Source organism: Bacillus sp. B25(2016b), assembly GCF_001679765.1.
Lineage (GTDB): Bacteria > Bacillota > Bacilli > Bacillales > Bacillaceae_G > Bacillus_A > Bacillus_A thuringiensis_K.
Map to the genome: position 1 here is coordinate 3,525,447 of NZ_CP016285.1, position 18,521 is coordinate 3,543,967.

Below are 18,521 nucleotides of genomic sequence, written 5' to 3' on the forward strand. Positions count from 1 at the left end.
CTTCACCCCCGGTAATTTGTATCGAGCATGCTACGCAGCTTTTTCGCAAAGCCTACATCTAACACAGCTACAACGACTCGCTCATCTCTCCCAATCGCATGCCCTAATTGTTGTCGATTTTCGACCTTTCTCATTGGTACGTTGTAGTACGTAGTTTTATCTGTGATGCGTTTTGTAGTATTTACTGACGCATCTTCAGATAGCAATACAAGTTTTGCTTTGCCACTTCGTACTTCTTTTAAAACGAGTTCTTCACCCGAAATAATTTTCCGAGCCCGGTTTGCTAGTCCTAAAAACGATTTCCAATCGGACACTTATTTCGACTCCTTCTCAACAAGCTCAAGAAGCTCTTCATATAAAGAACCGTCGATTTTCGCTTTTAGATGATGTTCCAAAACATTTTTCTTTTGAGCTTGAAGAATGCTCTCCTTGTCCTTCGACAAGTAAGCACCTCGTCCTGATTTTTTCCCAGTTAAATCAATGGACACTTCTCCCTCTTTGGAACGAACAATGCGAACGAGCTCTCGTTTTGATTTCATTTCTTGCGTTGCAACACATTTTCGTAACGGAACTTTTCGATTGCTCATACTCATCACCTCTATTCGATTTCGTCTTCCACTGAATCGAATCCAAATGCGATTACGCTATCTTCTTCTGTTACAATACCAAGTTGTTTCGCATCAGACTCACTCTTAATATCAATTTTCCAGCCTGTTAATTTAGCTGCAAGACGTGCATTTTGTCCACGCTTACCGATAGCTAATGATAATTGGTGGTCTGGAACAACTACTGTTGTCGCTTTTTCTTCTTCATCTACAAGTACTTTAACAACTTGTGATGGGCTTAATGCATTTGCAACATATTCAACTGGATCATTTGACCAGCGGACGATGTCAATTTTTTCACCTTTTAATTCGTCTACAATGCGTTGTACACGTTGCCCTTTTGGTCCTACACAAGAACCAACTGGATCAACATCAGTGTTCTCTGCATATACAGAGATCTTAGAGCGATCGCCAGCTTCACGTGCTACAGAACGAATTTCTACAGTTCCATCATAGATTTCAGGAACTTCCATTTCGAATAAACGTTTTAAAAGACCAGGATGTGTACGTGATACGTAAATTTGTGGTCCTTTTGTCGTTTTTTCTACTTTCGTAATGAATACGCGAATACGATCATGTGGTTTGTATTGCTCATTAGGCATTTGCTCACTTACAGGTAATAAAGCTTCTACTTTCCCTAAGCTTACATAGATGAAACGAGCATCTTGACGTTGTACAATACCTACCATAATATCTTCTTCACGGTCACTAAACTCAGAGTAAATAACACCGCGCTCTGCTTCACGCACTCGTTGTGTGACAACTTGTTTTGCAGTTTGTGCTGCAATACGACCAAAGTCTTTTGGTGTTACTTCAATTTCTAGTACGTCACCATCTTGGTAGTTTGGATTAATTTGTCTTGCTTCCTCTACAGAAATTTCAAGACGTGGATCAAACACATTGTCTACTACGTCTTTACGTGCTAAAACTTGAATTGTTCCCACTTCTGGGTTAAAGCTCACACGAACGTTTTGTGCTTGATTAAAATTGCGCTTATAAGCAGAGATTAAAGCTGCTTCAATCGCATCAATAATAATGTCTTTGCTAATGCCTTTTTCAGATTCTAATACGAGCAAAGCATCTAATAACTCAGTGCTCATGAAGATCCCCCTTCTAACTAAAACGTAACAGCAAGTCGCGCATTTGCGACTTTATCCATCGAAATTTGGATTTCTTTTTTACGTGTTTTAATTGTTAATAATAATGTTATTGTTGTACCATCGTAAGAAAGCAGTTTTCCTTCAAACATCTTTTCACCATCAATCGGCTCATATGTTTTAATTGCCACTTGTTTTCCTACCGCTTGCTGGAAGTCTTTTTCTTTCTTTAATGGGCGTTCCGCTCCAGGAGATGATACATCCAAAAAGTAAAGATGAGGAATTGGATCCTCTTTATCTAAAGCTTCGCTTAAACGTTCACTTACCGCACCGCATTCTTCAATGTCGACTCCCTTTTCAGAATCGATGAATACGCGTAAGAACCAGTCTTGTCCTTCTTTCACATACTCTACATCTACAAGTTCAAGATTTAACTCTTCAACGATCGGCTGCGCAAATGCTTCTACAACTTCTGTGACTTTCTTATCCATAAACAGCCTCCTTCCTGCCGTCATGTACCATTTAAAAGAAGAAGACCCCGCCACTTTAAAAACGGTCTATCTTATTCTTTCTCGTTAGCTAACAAAAGCCCCTGCTGTTCAGCAGGGATTATCTGTCTTAGTATTACCAAATTTAAGAAGTAAAACTTGTAACAAAATATGTATATACGACAGAAATCTTTTACCTATCTACGTAGAGAAAACATAGATAGTAACACGAAAGAGTGGGTTTCCCCACTCTTTTCTTTACACAATATACATGACATGGTTATCTCGGTTAATAGTATATCATAGGAAATGTTGATTTGCAAAGACTTTTCCTACCTACTAGAACAGTGATAACTGGTTTTGATCCGGTAAATCTCCTAAACAACCTTGACTATCTAAATACTCAATAATTGTTTTCGAAACCTTACTACGCTGCTGCAAGTCCTCTTTTGATAAGAAGTCTCCATTTTTGCGTGCTTCTACAATACTTAAAGCTGCGTTTGTACCAAGACCAGGTACCGCATTAAATGGAGGGATTAATGAGTCTCCATCAATAATAAAGTCTGTTGCATGCGAACGATACAAATCAACCTTTTGGAATGAGTATCCACGCTCACACATTTCAAGTGTCATTTCTAATACCGTTAATAAACTCTTCTCTTTCGGCGCTGCATCTAAACCTTTTTGCGCAATTTCATCAATTCTTGCACGTATAGATGCTGAACCTTTCGCCATTGCTTCTACGTCAAAGTCATCTGCTCGAACTGTAAAATATGCCGCATAGAATAACAGTGCAAAATGTACTTTAAAGTATGCGATACGTACAGCCATAAGCACGTAAGCAGCCGCATGGGCTTTAGGGAACATATACTTGATTTTCTTACATGAATCAATATACCAACCTGGTACATTATTACTTTTCATGTCGTCTTCCCATTCTTCCGGTACACCTTTACCTTTACGTACCGACTCCATGATTTTGAAGGCTAATGATGGATCTAGACCTTGATAGATTAAATATACCATGATGTCATCACGACAACCGATAACTTCGCTCAGCGTACATGTACCGTTATAAATTAACTCGTTTGCATTACCAAGCCATACGTCCGTACCATGTGATAGTCCAGAAATTTGGACTAACTCTGAGAATGTCGTTGGTTTTGTCTCTTCTAACATCTGTCTTACGAATTTCGTACCGAATTCTGGTATACCAAGTGTACCTGTTTTACAGTTAATTTGTTCTTCCGTTACGCCTAGCGATTCTGGACCTGAGAAAATTTTCATTACTTCTGGATCATCCGTTGGGATTGTTTTCGGATCAATACCACTTAAATCTTGTAACATACGAATAACGGTCGGATCATCGTGTCCGAGTATATCAAGTTTCAATAAATTATCATGAATCGAGTGGAAATCAAAATGCGTTGTTCTCCATTCAGCACCAATTGAATCTGCTGGATACTGTATTGGTGAGAAATCAAAGATATCCATGTAATCTGGCACAACGATAATACCGCCTGGATGCTGTCCAGTTGTACGTTTTACACCGGTACATCCTGCTACTAAGCGATCAATCTCTGCATTTCGAATCGTTAAGTTATGATCATTTGCATAACCTTTTACATATCCGTAAGCAGTTTTTTCCGCAACTGTACCAATCGTTCCTGCACGATATACATAGTCTTCACCGAACAGTACTTTCGTATAGTTATGGGCACGTGGTTGGTACTCCCCGGAGAAGTTCAAATCGATATCGGGTACCTTATCTCCTTTAAATCCAAGGAACGTTTCGAACGGAATGTCATGTCCATCTTTTACATACGGAATATTACAAGCAGGACATTCTTTATCTGGTAAGTCAAAACCAGAACCTACAGAACCATCATTAAAGAATTCTGATTGCTTACACTTCGGACATACATAGTGTGGTGGTAATGGGTTTACTTCTGTAATTTCCATCATCGTTGCAACAAATGATGACCCTACCGATCCACGCGAACCTACTAGATATCCGTCTACTAACGATTTTTTCACAAGCTTATGTGAAATTAAATAAATTACGGCGAATCCATGCCCAATAATACTTTTTAATTCTTTTTCTAAACGTGCTTCTACAATTTCCGGTAGCTCTTCACCATAAATGCTACGCGCCATTTTATAACTCATATCACGCGTTTCATCATCAGCACCTTCAATTTTCGGTGTATATAGATCGTCTTTTACTGGATGCACATCACCAATTAATGACGCAATCTTTTGTGTATTTGTTACAACAACTTCTTTCGCTTTGTCTTCACCTAAGAATGAAAAACATTCTAACATTTCATCAGTTGTACGGAAATGTACTGGCGGTAATGAATGTCGATTTAACGGATTGGCTCCGCCCTGCGAACTGACTAAAATTTTACGATACATTGCATCCTCAGGGTCTAAATAATGCACGTTTCCTGTAGCAACAACTGGTTTATCTAACGTCTCACCTAGTTTTACTAAGTTAGAAATGATTGTTTTTAATTGACCTTCGTCTCGAACAAGCTCACGTTCTACTAAATGACGTAACACCTCTGGAGGCATTACTTCAATGTAGTCATAGAACTGGGCAATTTCTTCTACCTCTTCAGGTGCCTTTTGCATCATTGCCTCGAACACTTCACCTTTATCACAAGCCGTTCCTACTAAAATTCCTTCACGGTATTTTTTTAATAGTGACCTCGGCACACGTGGTACACGGTAAAAGTAATTAAGGTGAGAATATGAAACAAGTTTATATAAATTTTTCAATCCAACATCTGATGTGGCAAGTAACGTCATATGACTTGGACGGCCACGCTTATACGCATCCCCTTGTCCCATGCTATCATTTAATTGATCGTGATATTCAAATCCCTTTTCAATTACGTCTTTCAACATTTTCACAAGTAAATATCCCGTCGCTTCTGTATCATAAATCGCACGGTGATGTTGTGTTAATTCAATATCAAGTTTTTTACACATCGTATTTAATCGATGATTTTTCATTTCTGGGAATAAGAATCGTGCAAGTTCTAACGTATCAATAACGGGGTTATTCGTTTTTTCTAACCCAGCCTTTTTAAAACCTACGTTAATAAAGCCCATATCGAAGCTCGCGTTATGGGCAACAAGTGTATGATCGCCCATCCATTCCTCAAACTTTTTAAACACTTCGTCCACTTCAGGTGCATCAGTTAACATATCATCTGTAATACCTGTCAATTCAATAATCGTCGCTGATAATGGTTGATGTGGATTTGCGAAAGATTCAAAGCGATCAATAATTTCGCCACCCTTTACTTTTACGGCAGCCAACTCAATGACTGTATCGTATACAGCTGATAAACCTGTCGTCTCAACGTCGAAAACAACATACGTTTCCTCTGCAAGTAAACGATGCGCTTCATTATACGCTATCGGTACACCATCATTAACTAGATTTGCTTCTACACCATATATAACTTTAACTCCAGCCTTTTTCCCCGCAGAATACGCCTCTGGGAAAGACTGAGCCACGGCATGGTCTGTCACCGCAATAGCCTCATGTCCCCATTTACCAGCTTGAGCAACAAGCTTAGAAACTGGAGTAACAGCGTCCATTTGACTCATCGGAGTATGGAGATGCAGCTCTACTCGTTTTTCGCCTTCTGGCGCTTTATCTTTACGAGACGGTCCTGTTATTTCATTAATATCATTTGCAATCATTACTAAATCTCGAACAAATGTATCGTTTTGAACAGAACCACGCGCTTTCACCCACATTCCTTTTTTCAAGGATTGCAGCATTGGAATATCTTCTTTGTCACGCGAGAACATTTTGATCATAATAGAATCCGTATAATCCGTTATTTTTAAAGTTAATAACGTACGTCCACTACGAAGCTCTTTTGTTTCTACATGGAAGACATATCCTTGAACCGTTTTTCTTCTTTCTTCATCTTGAATTTCTCGCATCGGTGTAATCTCTTCATCTGGCTTAATAAGATACCCGAGTGTAATCGGTCCTTCATACACAACGCTGCTTTCTTCAGCTTGCTTCTTCGCCATTTCTTCCATAGCTTGTATAACACGCTCGCGGTCTTCTTGCTGCGTTTGTTCACGAAACTTTTGCATTTCTTCTGTATTTTGCTGTATATGTGTGTCTAACTGAAAACGCGGGAATCCAAAAACTTCGTATTGATCCCCTACTGGTTTCGCAACGTTTTTCTTTAAAGCAGTAGACTCCAGCTCGTTATTCACATTTATTAGCAACTTCACTCCATTCACCTGTGGAAGCTGCTTCTTTAAGTATGCGAACATAGGTGAAAATGTAATTCGTTCCGTACAAAGCGGCCAATACGCCCTCACTTCTTCTTCTGTAAATTGTTTATTCTCTGTTTCTAATGCAAATGTTGTTCTTGCAATATGAGAAAATGATTGCTTAAGCTTTGTTTCTAGCAATTCATATAATTCTGTAGGCAAAATACGTGGCACTTGTAAATCAAAATGCCAACTTTTATTCGCTTTATCAATAACGAGCCTTTCAATACCACCGCCTTGTAAATATTGATTTATAAGGTCGTCTGGTATTTGCAACTGCTGGAGCAAAATTTGAAATCGCTCTTGTTGTTCATTTGTTAAAGACATAAGCACTCTCCTTCCATTTGCTATTATAAATTGAAACGTACCACAAAGAAAGATTTCTCACTTCTTCTTTTACAAAATACGTTTACAAAGAAAGAGAAGGTACCCCATTACGAGGTACCTCTTCTTATTTTAAAATATTTGCAATATATGTTTGAAGTTCTTCTACTTTTACTTCTTCAGACTCACCTGTAGCACGTACTTTCACTTCTACAATACCTTCGTCTGCTTTTTTACCGACTGTAACACGAACTGGAAGACCGAATAAATCTGCATCTGCAAATTTAACACCTGCACGTTCTGCACGATCGTCTAATAACACTTCATAGCCTTGTTCTTGTAATGAGTTGTAGATATTTTCACCCATTTCACGTTGTGCATCAGATTTCATATTTACTGGAATTACATGCACATGGAACGGTGCTACAGCTTTTGGCCAAACTAAGCCGTTCTCATCGTTAAACTGCTCTGCAATTGCTGCAACTGTACGAGATACACCGATACCGTAACACCCCATAATAAGTGGTTGTGTTTTTCCGTTTTCATCTAGGAATGTTGCGTTCATTGCTTCACTATAACGAGTTCCTAATTTGAATACATGACCAACTTCAATTCCGCGTGCGAAAAGAATTGTTCCGTTTCCATCTGGAGATTGGTCTCCTTCTTGAATGAAGCGTAAATCTGTATATTGATTTACTTTAAAGTCACGTTCTGGATTTACATTTACATAATGGAATCCTTCTTCATTCGCTCCTGAACATCCGTTAACAATTGATGCTACAGCATGATCAGCAATAATTTCGATATCACCTGTTACATTAATCGGTCCTAATGAACCAACTTCACAATTTAATAATGCTTTTACTTCTTCATGAGAAGCAAGCTCAACAACTGAAGCGCCGTATACATTTTTCACTTTCACATCGTTTACTTCGTGATCACCACGAACAAGTACAACTACTAATTTCTCATCTACTTTAAATACCATAGACTTAATGCACTTGTCAGCTGCAATGTTTAAGAATGCAGATACTTCTTCAATTGCTTTTTGGTCTGGTGTTGCTACTTTTTTAAGTGCTTTTTCGGCTTCGTCACTCTTCGTATACGTAGCTACAACAGGAGCCATTTCGATGTTTGCTGCATAATCAGATGTGTCAGAGTATGCAATTGTATCTTCACCAACTTCAGATAATACCATAAATTCATGTGTATCTTTTCCGCCCATTGCTCCAGAATCAGCAATAACTGCACGGAAATTCAAGCCACAGCGAGCAAAAATGTTAGAGTATGCTTTATATAAGCGATCGTATACTTCATCTAAGCTCTCTTGTGTAGCATGGAAAGAGTATGCATCTTTCATTAGAAACTCTCTTCCACGTAATAAGCCGAAACGAGGTCTTTGCTCATCACGGAATTTTGTTTGAATTTGGTATAAGGTTAACGGTAATTTTTTATATGATTTCACTTCATCACGCACAAGGTCCGTAATTACTTCCTCATGTGTCGCTCCTAATGCGAATTCACGAGCGTTACGATCTTTCATACGCATTAATTCAGATCCGTAAGAATACCAGCGACCTGATTCTTGCCATAATTCTGCAGCTTGCATAGCTGGCATTAATAATTCTACAGCTCCTGCGCGCTCCATTTCTTCTCGAACGATACGTTCTACTTTGTGTAATACTTTTAATCCAAATGGTAGAAAGCTATAAATACCAGAAGCATTTTGACGCATAAAACCTGCACGAAGTAATAGCTGATGACTCTTAATTTCAGCATCAGCTGGAACTTCACGTAATGTAGGACTGAATATCATACTTTGTTTCATTTATTTGCACCTCTTCATTTTACTCTTACACGCAGTAAAACCCCTCACCTCGAGTTAGGTGAGGGATTTTATTCTACGAGCTCTATTTCATTATAAGTTTCACTTTATTTTACAAGAAAAACTTACGAATGTCATTCCAAGTTACAACTAACATAAGTAACATTAATAATGCAAAACCAATAAAGTGAACCATTCCTTCTTTTTGGCGGTCAATTGGTTTCCCTCGTAACGCTTCAATTAAGAAGAAGAATAAACGGCCACCATCTAAAGCAGGAACTGGTAATAAATTAAATAAACCAAGATTAATGCTTAGAACTGCAGCTAAACTTAGTACACGCGTAAACCCATAATCTACAACTTGATCTGTTAGATTATAAATTCCTACTGGACCTGACAACTCATTAATAGAAAATTGACCAGTTACTAATTTAACAAGAGATTCAAAAATTAGTTTCGTCCATTGGTACGTTTGTTCAAATCCTGATTTAATAGAACCCATTACTGTTTTCTCTACAGGAGAATAAACACCGATTCTACCAACTTCGTCTTTTCCTTCTTTATCGAGTGTTGGCGTTACTTTCACATTAAACTGTTCATTATCACGCTTTACTTGTAACGTAATTTCTTTATTTGGGTTTTCACGTACAATAGTAACAACATCTTTCCATGTACTTGTGTTTTTCCCATCAATAGCTTGAATTGTATCATTCTCTTTCAATCCAGCTTGCTGTGCTGCACTGTTATCCATCACTTTTCCGACCATTGGTTTGTCAATAGGAACCCCTTGTACAAATCCAAGAATCACAAAAATAACAAATGCTAAAATGAAGTTCATTGCAGGACCCGCAAAGATTGTTAAAGCGCGTTGCCCTAGTTTTTTCGAGCCAAATTGTCTATTATACGGAGCAATTTGAATTTCTTCCCCCGCAGTAATAATACGAGCCTTTTCATTCACTCGGAACGTTTGAAGCTCTTCCTCGTACTCTTCATAGCCCGAAATTGTTAAATTATGCTCCAAATCAGCTTGTTCGACTTCAATAACACGAACATTTGGATACTTTTCATATCCATCAAAAACCAATTTCACAACTTCGTCTTTTTCATTTAATACAAGGCCAACCTTTTTCCCAGGCTTTAACTCAACTGTGTCCGCATCCTCGCCAGCCATTCTTACATAGCCACCAAGGGGCAGTAATCGAATCGTATACACCGTTTCATTCTTTTCAAATGAGAATATTTTCGGACCAAAACCAATCGCAAACTCGCGGCATAAAATACCTGCTCTTTTTGCGAAATATAGATGCCCTAGCTCATGGAAAAATACGAGTGCACCGAAAATTAATATAAAGGCAATCGCTGTATTCAATTCCATAACCACCTTTGCTAAATTTGTTCCATCACAAACCGTCTTGTGGCCGCATCAATTTCCAAAATTTCCTCTAAGCTCGGTCGTGCAATGACATTGTGATGGTTCATTGCTTTTTCAATGAGGTCTTCCACTGTTAAGAAACCAATTCTCTTTTGTAAAAAGGCTTCAACAGCTACTTCATTCGCTGCGTTCATTACAGCTGGCATACTTCCACCTGCTTTTCCAGCTTCATACGCAAAACGTAAACAACGGAATCGTTCTTGGTCCATTTTCTCAAAATGCAACGTCCCTATTTCCCATAAGTTTAACTGTTTTGTGTCTGAAAGAGGCAATCTATCAGGATATGAAAGTGCGTATTGAATTGGTACTCGCATATCAGGTGAACCAAGCTGCGCCATTACACTACGATCTTCAAATTCAACCATAGAATGGATAATACTTTCTTTATGTAAAACAACATCGATTTGCTCATAAGGGATACCAAAAAGCCAATGTGCTTCAATTACTTCTAGTCCCTTATTCATCATTGTAGCAGAATCAATTGTAATTTTCGAACCCATTGACCAGTTTGGATGTCGAAGCGCATCTTCTACGGTCACATGATGCAATTCATCCCTCGTTTTATCACGGAAACTTCCACCAGAAGCCGTTATAATAAGACGAGAAATTCTTTTTTCATTTTCACCATTCAAGCATTGAAAAATAGCCGAATGTTCACTATCTACTGGAAGTAACGAAACATTATGTTTTCGTGCTGCTTCCATTACAAGATGTCCTGCAGTTACTAACGTTTCTTTATTTGCAATTCCAATTGTTTTTTTCGCCTCGATTGCACGAAGTGTTGGTAACAACCCTACGCTACCTACAACAGCATTTACTACAATCTCCGCATCTGGATGTAATGCTACTTCTAAAAGTCCTTCACTACCATATACAATTTTTGTATTACCAGAAACAGATTGTAATTTTAAAACATCTTCCTCTCTTTGCACAGAGACGATTTGCGGAGAAAATTCTTGAATTACCTTTACTGCGTAGTCAATATTTTTCCCTACAGAAAAAGCAACGAGACGGAATTGGTCTGGGTGCGAGCGTAATACATCTAAAGTTTGTGTACCAATTGATCCGCTTGCACCTAATAAACTAATGTTTTTCATGACTCCAACCCCTCGTTCATTTATTAATTGTATTGTAATAAGAAGTAGAGAATTGGTAAAACGAATAACCAACTATCTGTTCGGTCTAATATACCACCATGCCCAGGTAAAATTGTACCTGAATCTTTTACGCCATAATGACGTTTAAATGCAGATTGTACCAAATCACCAATTTGTCCAAAAATAGAAATGATAATTGTCAGCACAATTAAAATTATTACATTCGATTCGACTGGGAAGAACACATTGTAAACAAGTGCCACAATAATTCCACAAACGATGCCACCTAATGAACCTTCAATCGTTTTATTTGGACTAATTTCTGGCCACAATTTTCTCTTGCCCAATGCTTTTCCTACGAAATATGCGCCTGAATCAGTAGCCCATATAACAAATAATGCGCAAAATACATATTTAATTCCTAATATTCTCGTTTCATTTAAATATAAGAATCCCATTGCCACATATGTCGTTGCCATCAGTAAAAATGAAGCATTATCAAAAGTAAATGTATTCTTAGAAAGGACTGTATATGATAAAAGTAATAAAACAATCACAAATGTGATTTCCAATTTACCTAATCCAATCCATGTAAACAGTTCTGATGCACTACTTGGAATTAAAAGAATCCACAATAATACTGCAGCTAAAACTGTCGGTACTGAAATAAGCGTAAGCTTATTCATACGAATTAATTCATATAAACCTATAGAAGCAAGTGCATACACTAAAACCGTAAAAGGCACGCCACCGTATATTACGATGGGAATGAATAGCGCGGCAGCAACCACTCCAGTAATAATTCTCTGTTTCACTACCAAACCCTCTCTTTCTACACGCCTCCGAATCTGCGCCCTCTATGTTGAAAGTCAGTAATCGCATTTAGCAAATGTTCTTCTTTGAAGTCTGGCCAATACACGTCTGTAAACCAAAACTCCGAATATGCAATTTGCCACAACATGAAATTACTAATACGTAGCTCTCCGCTTGTTCGGATTAACAACTCTGGATCAGGTAAAGAACTCGTCATTAAGTAGGAGGAAAGCATTTCTTCACTTACCTCTTCAGAACGAATTTTTCCTTCCTCATTATCTTTCATCATATGTTGCACAGCAGAAACGATTTCATCTCGACTCCCATAGTTTAACGCGAAATTAAGAATTAATCCCGTATTCTCTTTCGTATCTTCCATGGCTTTCTCCATCGCTCTGCGTGTATGCGTAGGAAGACGATCTTTTTGCCCTATTACTCGGACTTGTACGTTTTCTTCAATCAATTCTGGTAAAAATGTACCTAGAAATTCTTCTGGAAGCTTCATTAAATAATCAACTTCCTTTTTCGGTCTTTTCCAGTTCTCAGTTGAAAAAGCATAGAGAGTTAACACTTTCACATTAAGTTTACTTGCAAATTTTGTAATTTTCTTTACAACTTGCATACCTTCATGATGTCCCGCAATACGAGGCATTGCTCTCCTCTTTGCCCATCTTCCATTCCCATCCATAATGATGGCAATATGTTCTGGGATATATCCTTTTTTCACTTCTTCAACGAGATGATCAAACGATGTGTCCTTTTTACCTTTAAAAAAAGGAAAGTTTTTAAACATCATTCATACCCTCCAGCAAGCAGACGTATGCCTAAAAGTGTAAAAAGACCCCCTTAAGAAGAGGGTCATATTTGCGAAGTTATCGCTATTACACTTCCATGATTTCTTTTTCTTTGTTTTTTGCGATTTCGTCAACTTTTGCAATATATTTATCTGTTTCTTTTTGGATATCTTCAGTATATCCTCTTAAATCATCTTCTGTAATCTCGCCAGCTTTTTCAAGCTTCTTAAGATCATCATTTCCGTCACGACGTACGTTACGAACAGCAACTTTTGCTTCTTCAGCATATTTTTTCACAACTTTTACAAGATCACGACGACGCTCTTCTGTTAATGCAGGGAATGCAATACGAATTACAGTTCCATCATTAGAAGGGTTTAAGCCTAAATCTGCTTTTAAAATTGCTTTTTCAATATCACCGATAGAAGTTTTATCATAAGGTTGAATTACTAGTAAACGCGCTTCTGGAACTGTAATGTTCGCTAATTGCACAACTGGTGTTGGTGCACCATAGTAATCAACTTGTACCTTATCTAATACAGACGCGTTTGCACGGCCAGCACGAACTGTTGCTAATTCACGAGAATAAGCAGCAACTGCTTTTTCCATTTTTTCATTTGAAGACTTCAATACTTGTTGTCCCATATTTATTTCCCCCTTACCACTGTTCCGATATTTTCGCCTAAAACGGCACGTTTAATATTACCTTTTTCCATAACTGAGAATACAATTAATGGAATATCATTATCCATACATAGAGAAGAAGCTGTAGAATCCATTACACCTAAACCTTCTTTTAATACGTCTAAGTAAGTAAGCGTTTCGTATTTCGTAGCTGTTGGATCAATAGATGGATCCGCATTATATACACCATCCACATTGTTTTTCGCCATTAAAATTACATCTGCTTCAATTTCTGCCGCACGTAATGCTGCTGTTGTATCTGTAGAGAAGTATGGGTTACCTGTACCTGCTGCAAAGATAACAACACGTTTTTTCTCTAAGTGACGAACTGCTTTACGACGAATGTAAGGTTCTGCAACTTGACGCATCTCAATTGAAGTTTGTACACGAGTTTGAATTCCGATATTCTCCAAGCTATCTTGAAGAGCTAATGAATTCATAACTGTCGCTAACATGCCCATGTAATCTGCCCCTGCACGATCCATACCCATTTCACTTCCAATTTTCCCACGCCAAATGTTACCGCCACCAACAACAACAGCAACCTCTACATCAAGTTCTGCAATTTCTTTTACTTGTTCCGCAACTGACTTAATAACAGTTGGGTTAATTCCAAATCCTTGCTCTCCAGCTAAAGCTTCTCCACTTAGCTTTAAAACGACACGATTATATTTCGGTTTACTCATAATGAACCTCCAATTGCTTACATCTTTATTTTAAAAAAGGGAACACAATGTGTTCCCTAATCTGTATTAGTTACTACCTTTTACTTGGTTCATTACTTCTTCAGCAAAGTTGTCTTCGCGTTTTTCGATACCTTCACCAACAGCGTAGCGAACGAATCCTTTTAATGTTCCGCCTTTAGACTCAACGAACTGACGAACTTTCATATCAGGGTTTTTAACGAATGCTTGGTCAAGTAAGCAAATCTCTTCGAAGAATTTGCCTAAACGGCCTTCAACCATTTTCGCAACGATTTTCTCAGGCTTGCCTTCGTTTAATGCTTGTTGTGTTAATACTTGACGCTCATGCTCAACTTCTTCAGCTGTTACAGCATCGCGGTCGATGTATTTAGGGTTAACTGCAGCGATGTGCATTGCAACATCTTTAGCAGCAGCTTCATCAGTAGAACCTTCAAGAACTGTTAATACACCAATACGTCCACCCATGTGTAGGTAAGCGCCGAATGCATCTGCATCAGTTTTTGATACGATTTCGAAACGACGTAGTGTAAGTTTTTCACCAATTTTAGCGATTGCTTCGTTGATGTGCTCTTCAACTTTTTTACCGTTTTCCATTGTTTGAGCCATAGCTTCTTCAACGTTAGCTGGTTTGTTAGTTAATAAGTGAGCAGCTAATTCTTTAATTAGTGTTTGGAAACCTTCGTTTTTCGCAACGAAATCAGTTTCAGAGTTTAATTCTAAGATTAAAGCGTCATTACCGTTTGTTTCGATGAAAGTTAAACCTTCAGCAGCAATGCGGTCTGCTTTTTTAGCAGCTTTCGCAATACCTTTTTCACGTAAGAAGTCAATTGCCTTCTCCATGTCGCCGTTAGTTTCTGTTAAAGCTTTTTTGCAGTCCATCATACCTGCGCCAGTTTTTTCACGTAATTCTTTTACCATTTGAGCAGTGATTGCCATACTTTTCATCCTCCTAAAATATGTATTTATACCTTTTATAAAGGTGTTTATACCTTAAAAAAGGTGATAAAAGGCCGAACCCCTTATCACCTTTCCAACTTTGTTACGCAGTAACAGTTTCTTCACCTTGTTTTGCTTCAAGGATCGCGTCTGCCATTTTAGATGTAAGAAGTTTTACAGCACGAATTGCATCATCGTTTGCTGGGATAACGTGATCGATTTCGTCTGGATCACAGTTTGTATCAACGATACCGATGATTGGAATGTGTAATTTGCGTGCTTCAGCAACTGCAATACGCTCTTTACGAGGGTCTACTACGAATAATGCACTTGGAAGACCTTTCATATCTTTAATACCGCCTAAGAATTTCTCAAGACGCTCTAACTCTTTTTTAAGTTGAACAACTTCTTTCTTAGGAAGTACTTCGAAAGTACCATCTTCTTGCATTCTTTCGATGTCTTTAAGACGCTTGATACGCTTTTGGATTGTTTGGAAGTTTGTTAAAGTTCCGCCTAACCAACGTTGGTTAACGAAGTACATACCAGCACGAGTTGCTTCTTCTTTAATAGCTTCTTGTGCTTGTTTTTTAGTACCTACGAATAAGATGTCTCCGCCTTCAGCAGCGATGTCGCGCATCGTTCTGTAAGCTTCCTCAACTTTTTTCACAGTTTTTTGTAAGTCGATGATGTAGATACCGTTACGCTCTGTGAAAATGTAACGCTTCATTTTTGGGTTCCAACGACGAGTTTGATGTCCGAAATGAACACCAGCTTCAAGCAATTGCTTCATAGAAATTACTGACATAATATAGTTCCTCCTAAATGGTTTTTGATATCCTCCGTTTACTTCATCTCTAAGCGAAACTACAAACGTAGCACCAACACTTAAATCAGTAAACGTGTGTACTTTGTACTGACACCACTGCTTACTATATCATACTGAAATATTTCAATCAAGTCGAAAATGCGAACAATGTAAAACTTTCTTTGTTCATACTCGAATTCTAGTATTACCAACCTTCATTTCTTTTAAGCAAAAAAGTAAATACAATTAATAGTTTTCCCAGAAAACACGCTTATGACACTTTTCACAGGCACCATCTATACATTGCACAAAAAAACTCTCCTCAATCGAGGAGAGTTTTTTATAAATTAGTTTGTTTTTAATTTAGCAAGTTCCTGTAGAAACTTGTCGTTTAGCACTTTAATGTATGTTCCTTTCATACCTAAAGAACGAGACTCAATAACACCAGCACTTTCTAATTTACGTAGTGCATTTACGATTACAGAACGAGTAATTCCTACGCGATCAGCAATTTTACTTGCAACAAGTAAACCTTCTGTTCCATTTAATTCTTCGAAGATGTGCTCAATTGCTTCTAACTCACTGTAAGACAATGAGCTGATCGCCATTTGAACAACAGCTTTACTACGTGCTTCCTCTTCAATTTCTTCTGCTTTTTCACGCAAGATTTCCATACCTACAACAGTTGAGCTGTACTCAGCAAGGATTAAATCATCATCTAAGAACTCTTGACCAAGACGAGCTAATACTAATGTACCTAGACGCTCACCGCCACCAACGATTGGTACGATTGTAGTTAAACCTTGACCAAATAATTCTCTGTTTTCTACTGGGAATGCTGTGTAAGCACTGTTCACATCTAAGTTTGAAGATGTTTCTGTAATGTTGAATAAGCTTTGTGTATATTCTTCTGGGAATTGACGTTCTGCAAGCATTTGCTTCATGCGTTCGTTTTCGATTTGTTGGTGAATTGCATAACCTAGTAATTTACCACGACGGCTAACTACGAATACGTTTGCTTCGATTACTTCACACATTGTGTCAGACATTTCTCTAAAGTTTACAGGCTTCCCTGCTGCGCTCTGTAATAACGCATTTAATTTTCTCGTTTTTGCTAATAATTCCATTTCAAAAGTTCCTCCTACATGTTACTCACATATTTTTTCATCACTTGGAAACTAGGGCGAGTCACCTGATGACACTATTACAAAATAAACTGGCTCACATCTTTATTTTTAGCAATTGTTGCTAATTTCTCCTCAACGTATTGAGGTGTTATCGTTATTTTCTCTAACGTAATTTCAGATGCTTCAAACGATAAATCTTCAAGGAGCTTCTCCATAATCGTATGAAGTCTTCTTGCTCCAATATTATCTGTATCCTGATTAACTTGATAAGCAATCTCAGCAATCTTACGAATAGCTTCGTCTGAAAATTCAATTTCTATACCTTCAGTCGCTAATAATGCCATATATTGTTTAATTAACGCATTGTCAGGCTCGATTAATATTTTAACAAAATCGTCTGTCGATAATTTTGTTAATTCTACTCGAATCGGAAATCTCCCTTGCAATTCCGGAATTAAATCCGACGGTTTAGACATATGGAACGCTCCAGCTGCAACGAATAAAATATAATCCGTTTTTACTGATCCGTATTTTGTCGCAACATTCGATCCTTCTACAATTGGCAAAATGTCACGTTGCACACCTTCACGTGATACATCTACGCTATTCGACTGCTTACCAGCAATTTTGTCAATTTCATCAATAAAAATAATCCCGAGCTGTTCAGCACGATAAACAGCCTCTTGTGTAACTTCATCCATATCAATTAAGCGCTGTGCCTCTTCATTTGTCAAGAGTTTTCTTGCTTCTTTTACAGAAAGTTTACGTTTTTTCGTTTTTTTCGGCATAAAACTTCCTAGCGCATCTTGGAAATTCATTCCCATTTGTTCCATGCCAGTTCCTTGTAACATATCAAACATGGAAGACTGTTGTTCAGTCACTTCAATCGATACAATTTCTTCTTCAAGAAGCCCTGCAGCAAGCTTTCTCTCCACATCTTGACGTTTCTTTTCGATTTCAACATCTTCTTGTGTATCAGACGTTTGATTCGAATTTTGAGCGCCTCCAAAAAGCATCTCTAATGGATTTTTAAATCCAGATTGCTTCTCCGGACTCGGCACTAAAATTTCAACAAGACGTTGATTCGCTTGCTCTTCTGCTTTATCTTGAACTTTCACTACCATTTCTTCTTTTACAATACGAACCGATGTTTCCACCAGGTCACGTACCATCGACTCTACATCTCTACCCACATATCCAACTTCTGTGAATTTTGTAGCCTCAACCTTAATAAAAGGTGCTCCAACGAGTTTCGCCATTCGTCGTGCTACCTCTGTTTTCCCAACACCTGTCGGTCCAATCATTAAGATGTTTTTAGGTGCAATTTCGTCACGTAAATTTTCAGCTAATTTACTGCGACGATATCGATTTCTCAACGCTACAGCAACCGCTTTCTTTGCGTCTTTTTGACCGATGATGTATTGATCTAATTTTTCCACAATTTGGCGCGGAGTAAAATGTAAATGCATATAAAAT

At 38.0% G+C, this 18,521-nt stretch carries 16 protein-coding genes; all 16 read right to left on the minus strand.

All coding sequences use genetic code 11. From position 1 onward, the window contains the following. Positions 1–2: 2 nt before the first annotated feature. Positions 3–314 (minus strand): YlxQ family RNA-binding protein, encoded by a 312-nt coding sequence (locus BAQ53_RS17865; protein ID WP_001286524.1) that lies wholly within the window; start codon positions 312–314, stop codon positions 3–5. Then, entirely contained in the window at positions 315–587 is a 273-nt protein-coding gene (gene rnpM / locus BAQ53_RS17870; RefSeq protein WP_000071127.1) for an RNase P modulator RnpM, read from the minus strand. It abuts the gene before it with no gap. An 11-nt stretch (positions 588–598) separates the two neighbouring features. Further along, positions 599–1,705: a transcription termination factor NusA gene (gene nusA / locus BAQ53_RS17875; protein ID WP_000102604.1), complete on the minus strand. Its 1,107-nt coding sequence runs from the start codon at positions 1,703–1,705 to the stop codon at positions 599–601. A 17-nt stretch (positions 1,706–1,722) separates the two neighbouring features. After that, on the minus strand, positions 1,723–2,193 hold the full coding sequence (gene rimP / locus BAQ53_RS17880) for a ribosome maturation factor RimP (RefSeq protein WP_000359096.1): 471 nt from the start codon (positions 2,191–2,193) through the stop codon (positions 1,723–1,725). A 336-nt stretch (positions 2,194–2,529) separates the two neighbouring features. After that, complete coding sequence (locus BAQ53_RS17885) at positions 2,530–6,831, minus strand: PolC-type DNA polymerase III (RefSeq protein ID WP_000060003.1); 4,302 nt, start codon at positions 6,829–6,831, stop codon at positions 2,530–2,532. 124 nt (positions 6,832–6,955) lie between these two features. Next, a complete protein-coding gene (locus BAQ53_RS17890; protein ID WP_000814290.1) occupies positions 6,956–8,656 on the minus strand; it encodes a proline--tRNA ligase in 1,701 nt (566 codons plus the stop codon). Positions 8,657–8,765: 109 nt separating this feature from the next. Beyond that, on the minus strand, positions 8,766–10,022 hold the full coding sequence (rseP, locus tag BAQ53_RS17895) for an RIP metalloprotease RseP (RefSeq protein WP_001090243.1): 1,257 nt from the start codon (positions 10,020–10,022) through the stop codon (positions 8,766–8,768). Between the two features lie 17 nt (positions 10,023–10,039). Next, on the minus strand, positions 10,040–11,182 hold the full coding sequence (gene dxr / locus BAQ53_RS17900; protein WP_208906143.1) for a 1-deoxy-D-xylulose-5-phosphate reductoisomerase: 1,143 nt from the start codon (positions 11,180–11,182) through the stop codon (positions 10,040–10,042). A gap of 23 nt (positions 11,183–11,205) precedes the next feature. Then, positions 11,206–11,997 carry a phosphatidate cytidylyltransferase gene (gene cdsA / locus BAQ53_RS17905; protein ID WP_208906144.1) on the minus strand — a complete coding sequence of 264 codons (792 nt, stop codon included), beginning with the start codon at positions 11,995–11,997 and terminating at the stop codon, positions 11,206–11,208. 17 nt (positions 11,998–12,014) lie between these two features. Beyond that, positions 12,015–12,791 carry an undecaprenyl pyrophosphate synthase gene (uppS, locus tag BAQ53_RS17910; RefSeq protein ID WP_000971296.1) on the minus strand — a complete coding sequence of 259 codons (777 nt, stop codon included), beginning with the start codon at positions 12,789–12,791 and terminating at the stop codon, positions 12,015–12,017. An 85-nt stretch (positions 12,792–12,876) separates the two neighbouring features. Further along, positions 12,877–13,434, minus strand: a complete 558-nt coding sequence (gene frr / locus BAQ53_RS17915; RefSeq protein ID WP_000531501.1) for a ribosome recycling factor — start codon at positions 13,432–13,434, stop codon at positions 12,877–12,879. 2 nt (positions 13,435–13,436) lie between these two features. Next, positions 13,437–14,159: a UMP kinase gene (pyrH, locus tag BAQ53_RS17920; RefSeq protein WP_000042668.1), complete on the minus strand. Its 723-nt coding sequence runs from the start codon at positions 14,157–14,159 to the stop codon at positions 13,437–13,439. A 66-nt stretch (positions 14,160–14,225) separates the two neighbouring features. Continuing rightward, positions 14,226–15,113: a translation elongation factor Ts gene (tsf, locus tag BAQ53_RS17925; protein WP_001018578.1), complete on the minus strand. Its 888-nt coding sequence runs from the start codon at positions 15,111–15,113 to the stop codon at positions 14,226–14,228. A 103-nt stretch (positions 15,114–15,216) separates the two neighbouring features. After that, positions 15,217–15,918 carry a 30S ribosomal protein S2 gene (rpsB, locus tag BAQ53_RS17930; RefSeq protein WP_000111485.1) on the minus strand — a complete coding sequence of 234 codons (702 nt, stop codon included), beginning with the start codon at positions 15,916–15,918 and terminating at the stop codon, positions 15,217–15,219. A 347-nt stretch (positions 15,919–16,265) separates the two neighbouring features. Then, positions 16,266–17,045: a GTP-sensing pleiotropic transcriptional regulator CodY gene (gene codY / locus BAQ53_RS17935; RefSeq protein ID WP_000421290.1), complete on the minus strand. Its 780-nt coding sequence runs from the start codon at positions 17,043–17,045 to the stop codon at positions 16,266–16,268. 77 nt (positions 17,046–17,122) lie between these two features. Next, positions 17,123–18,514: an ATP-dependent protease ATPase subunit HslU gene (hslU, locus tag BAQ53_RS17940; protein ID WP_000550078.1), complete on the minus strand. Its 1,392-nt coding sequence runs from the start codon at positions 18,512–18,514 to the stop codon at positions 17,123–17,125. Positions 18,515–18,521: the final 7 nt, after the last annotated feature.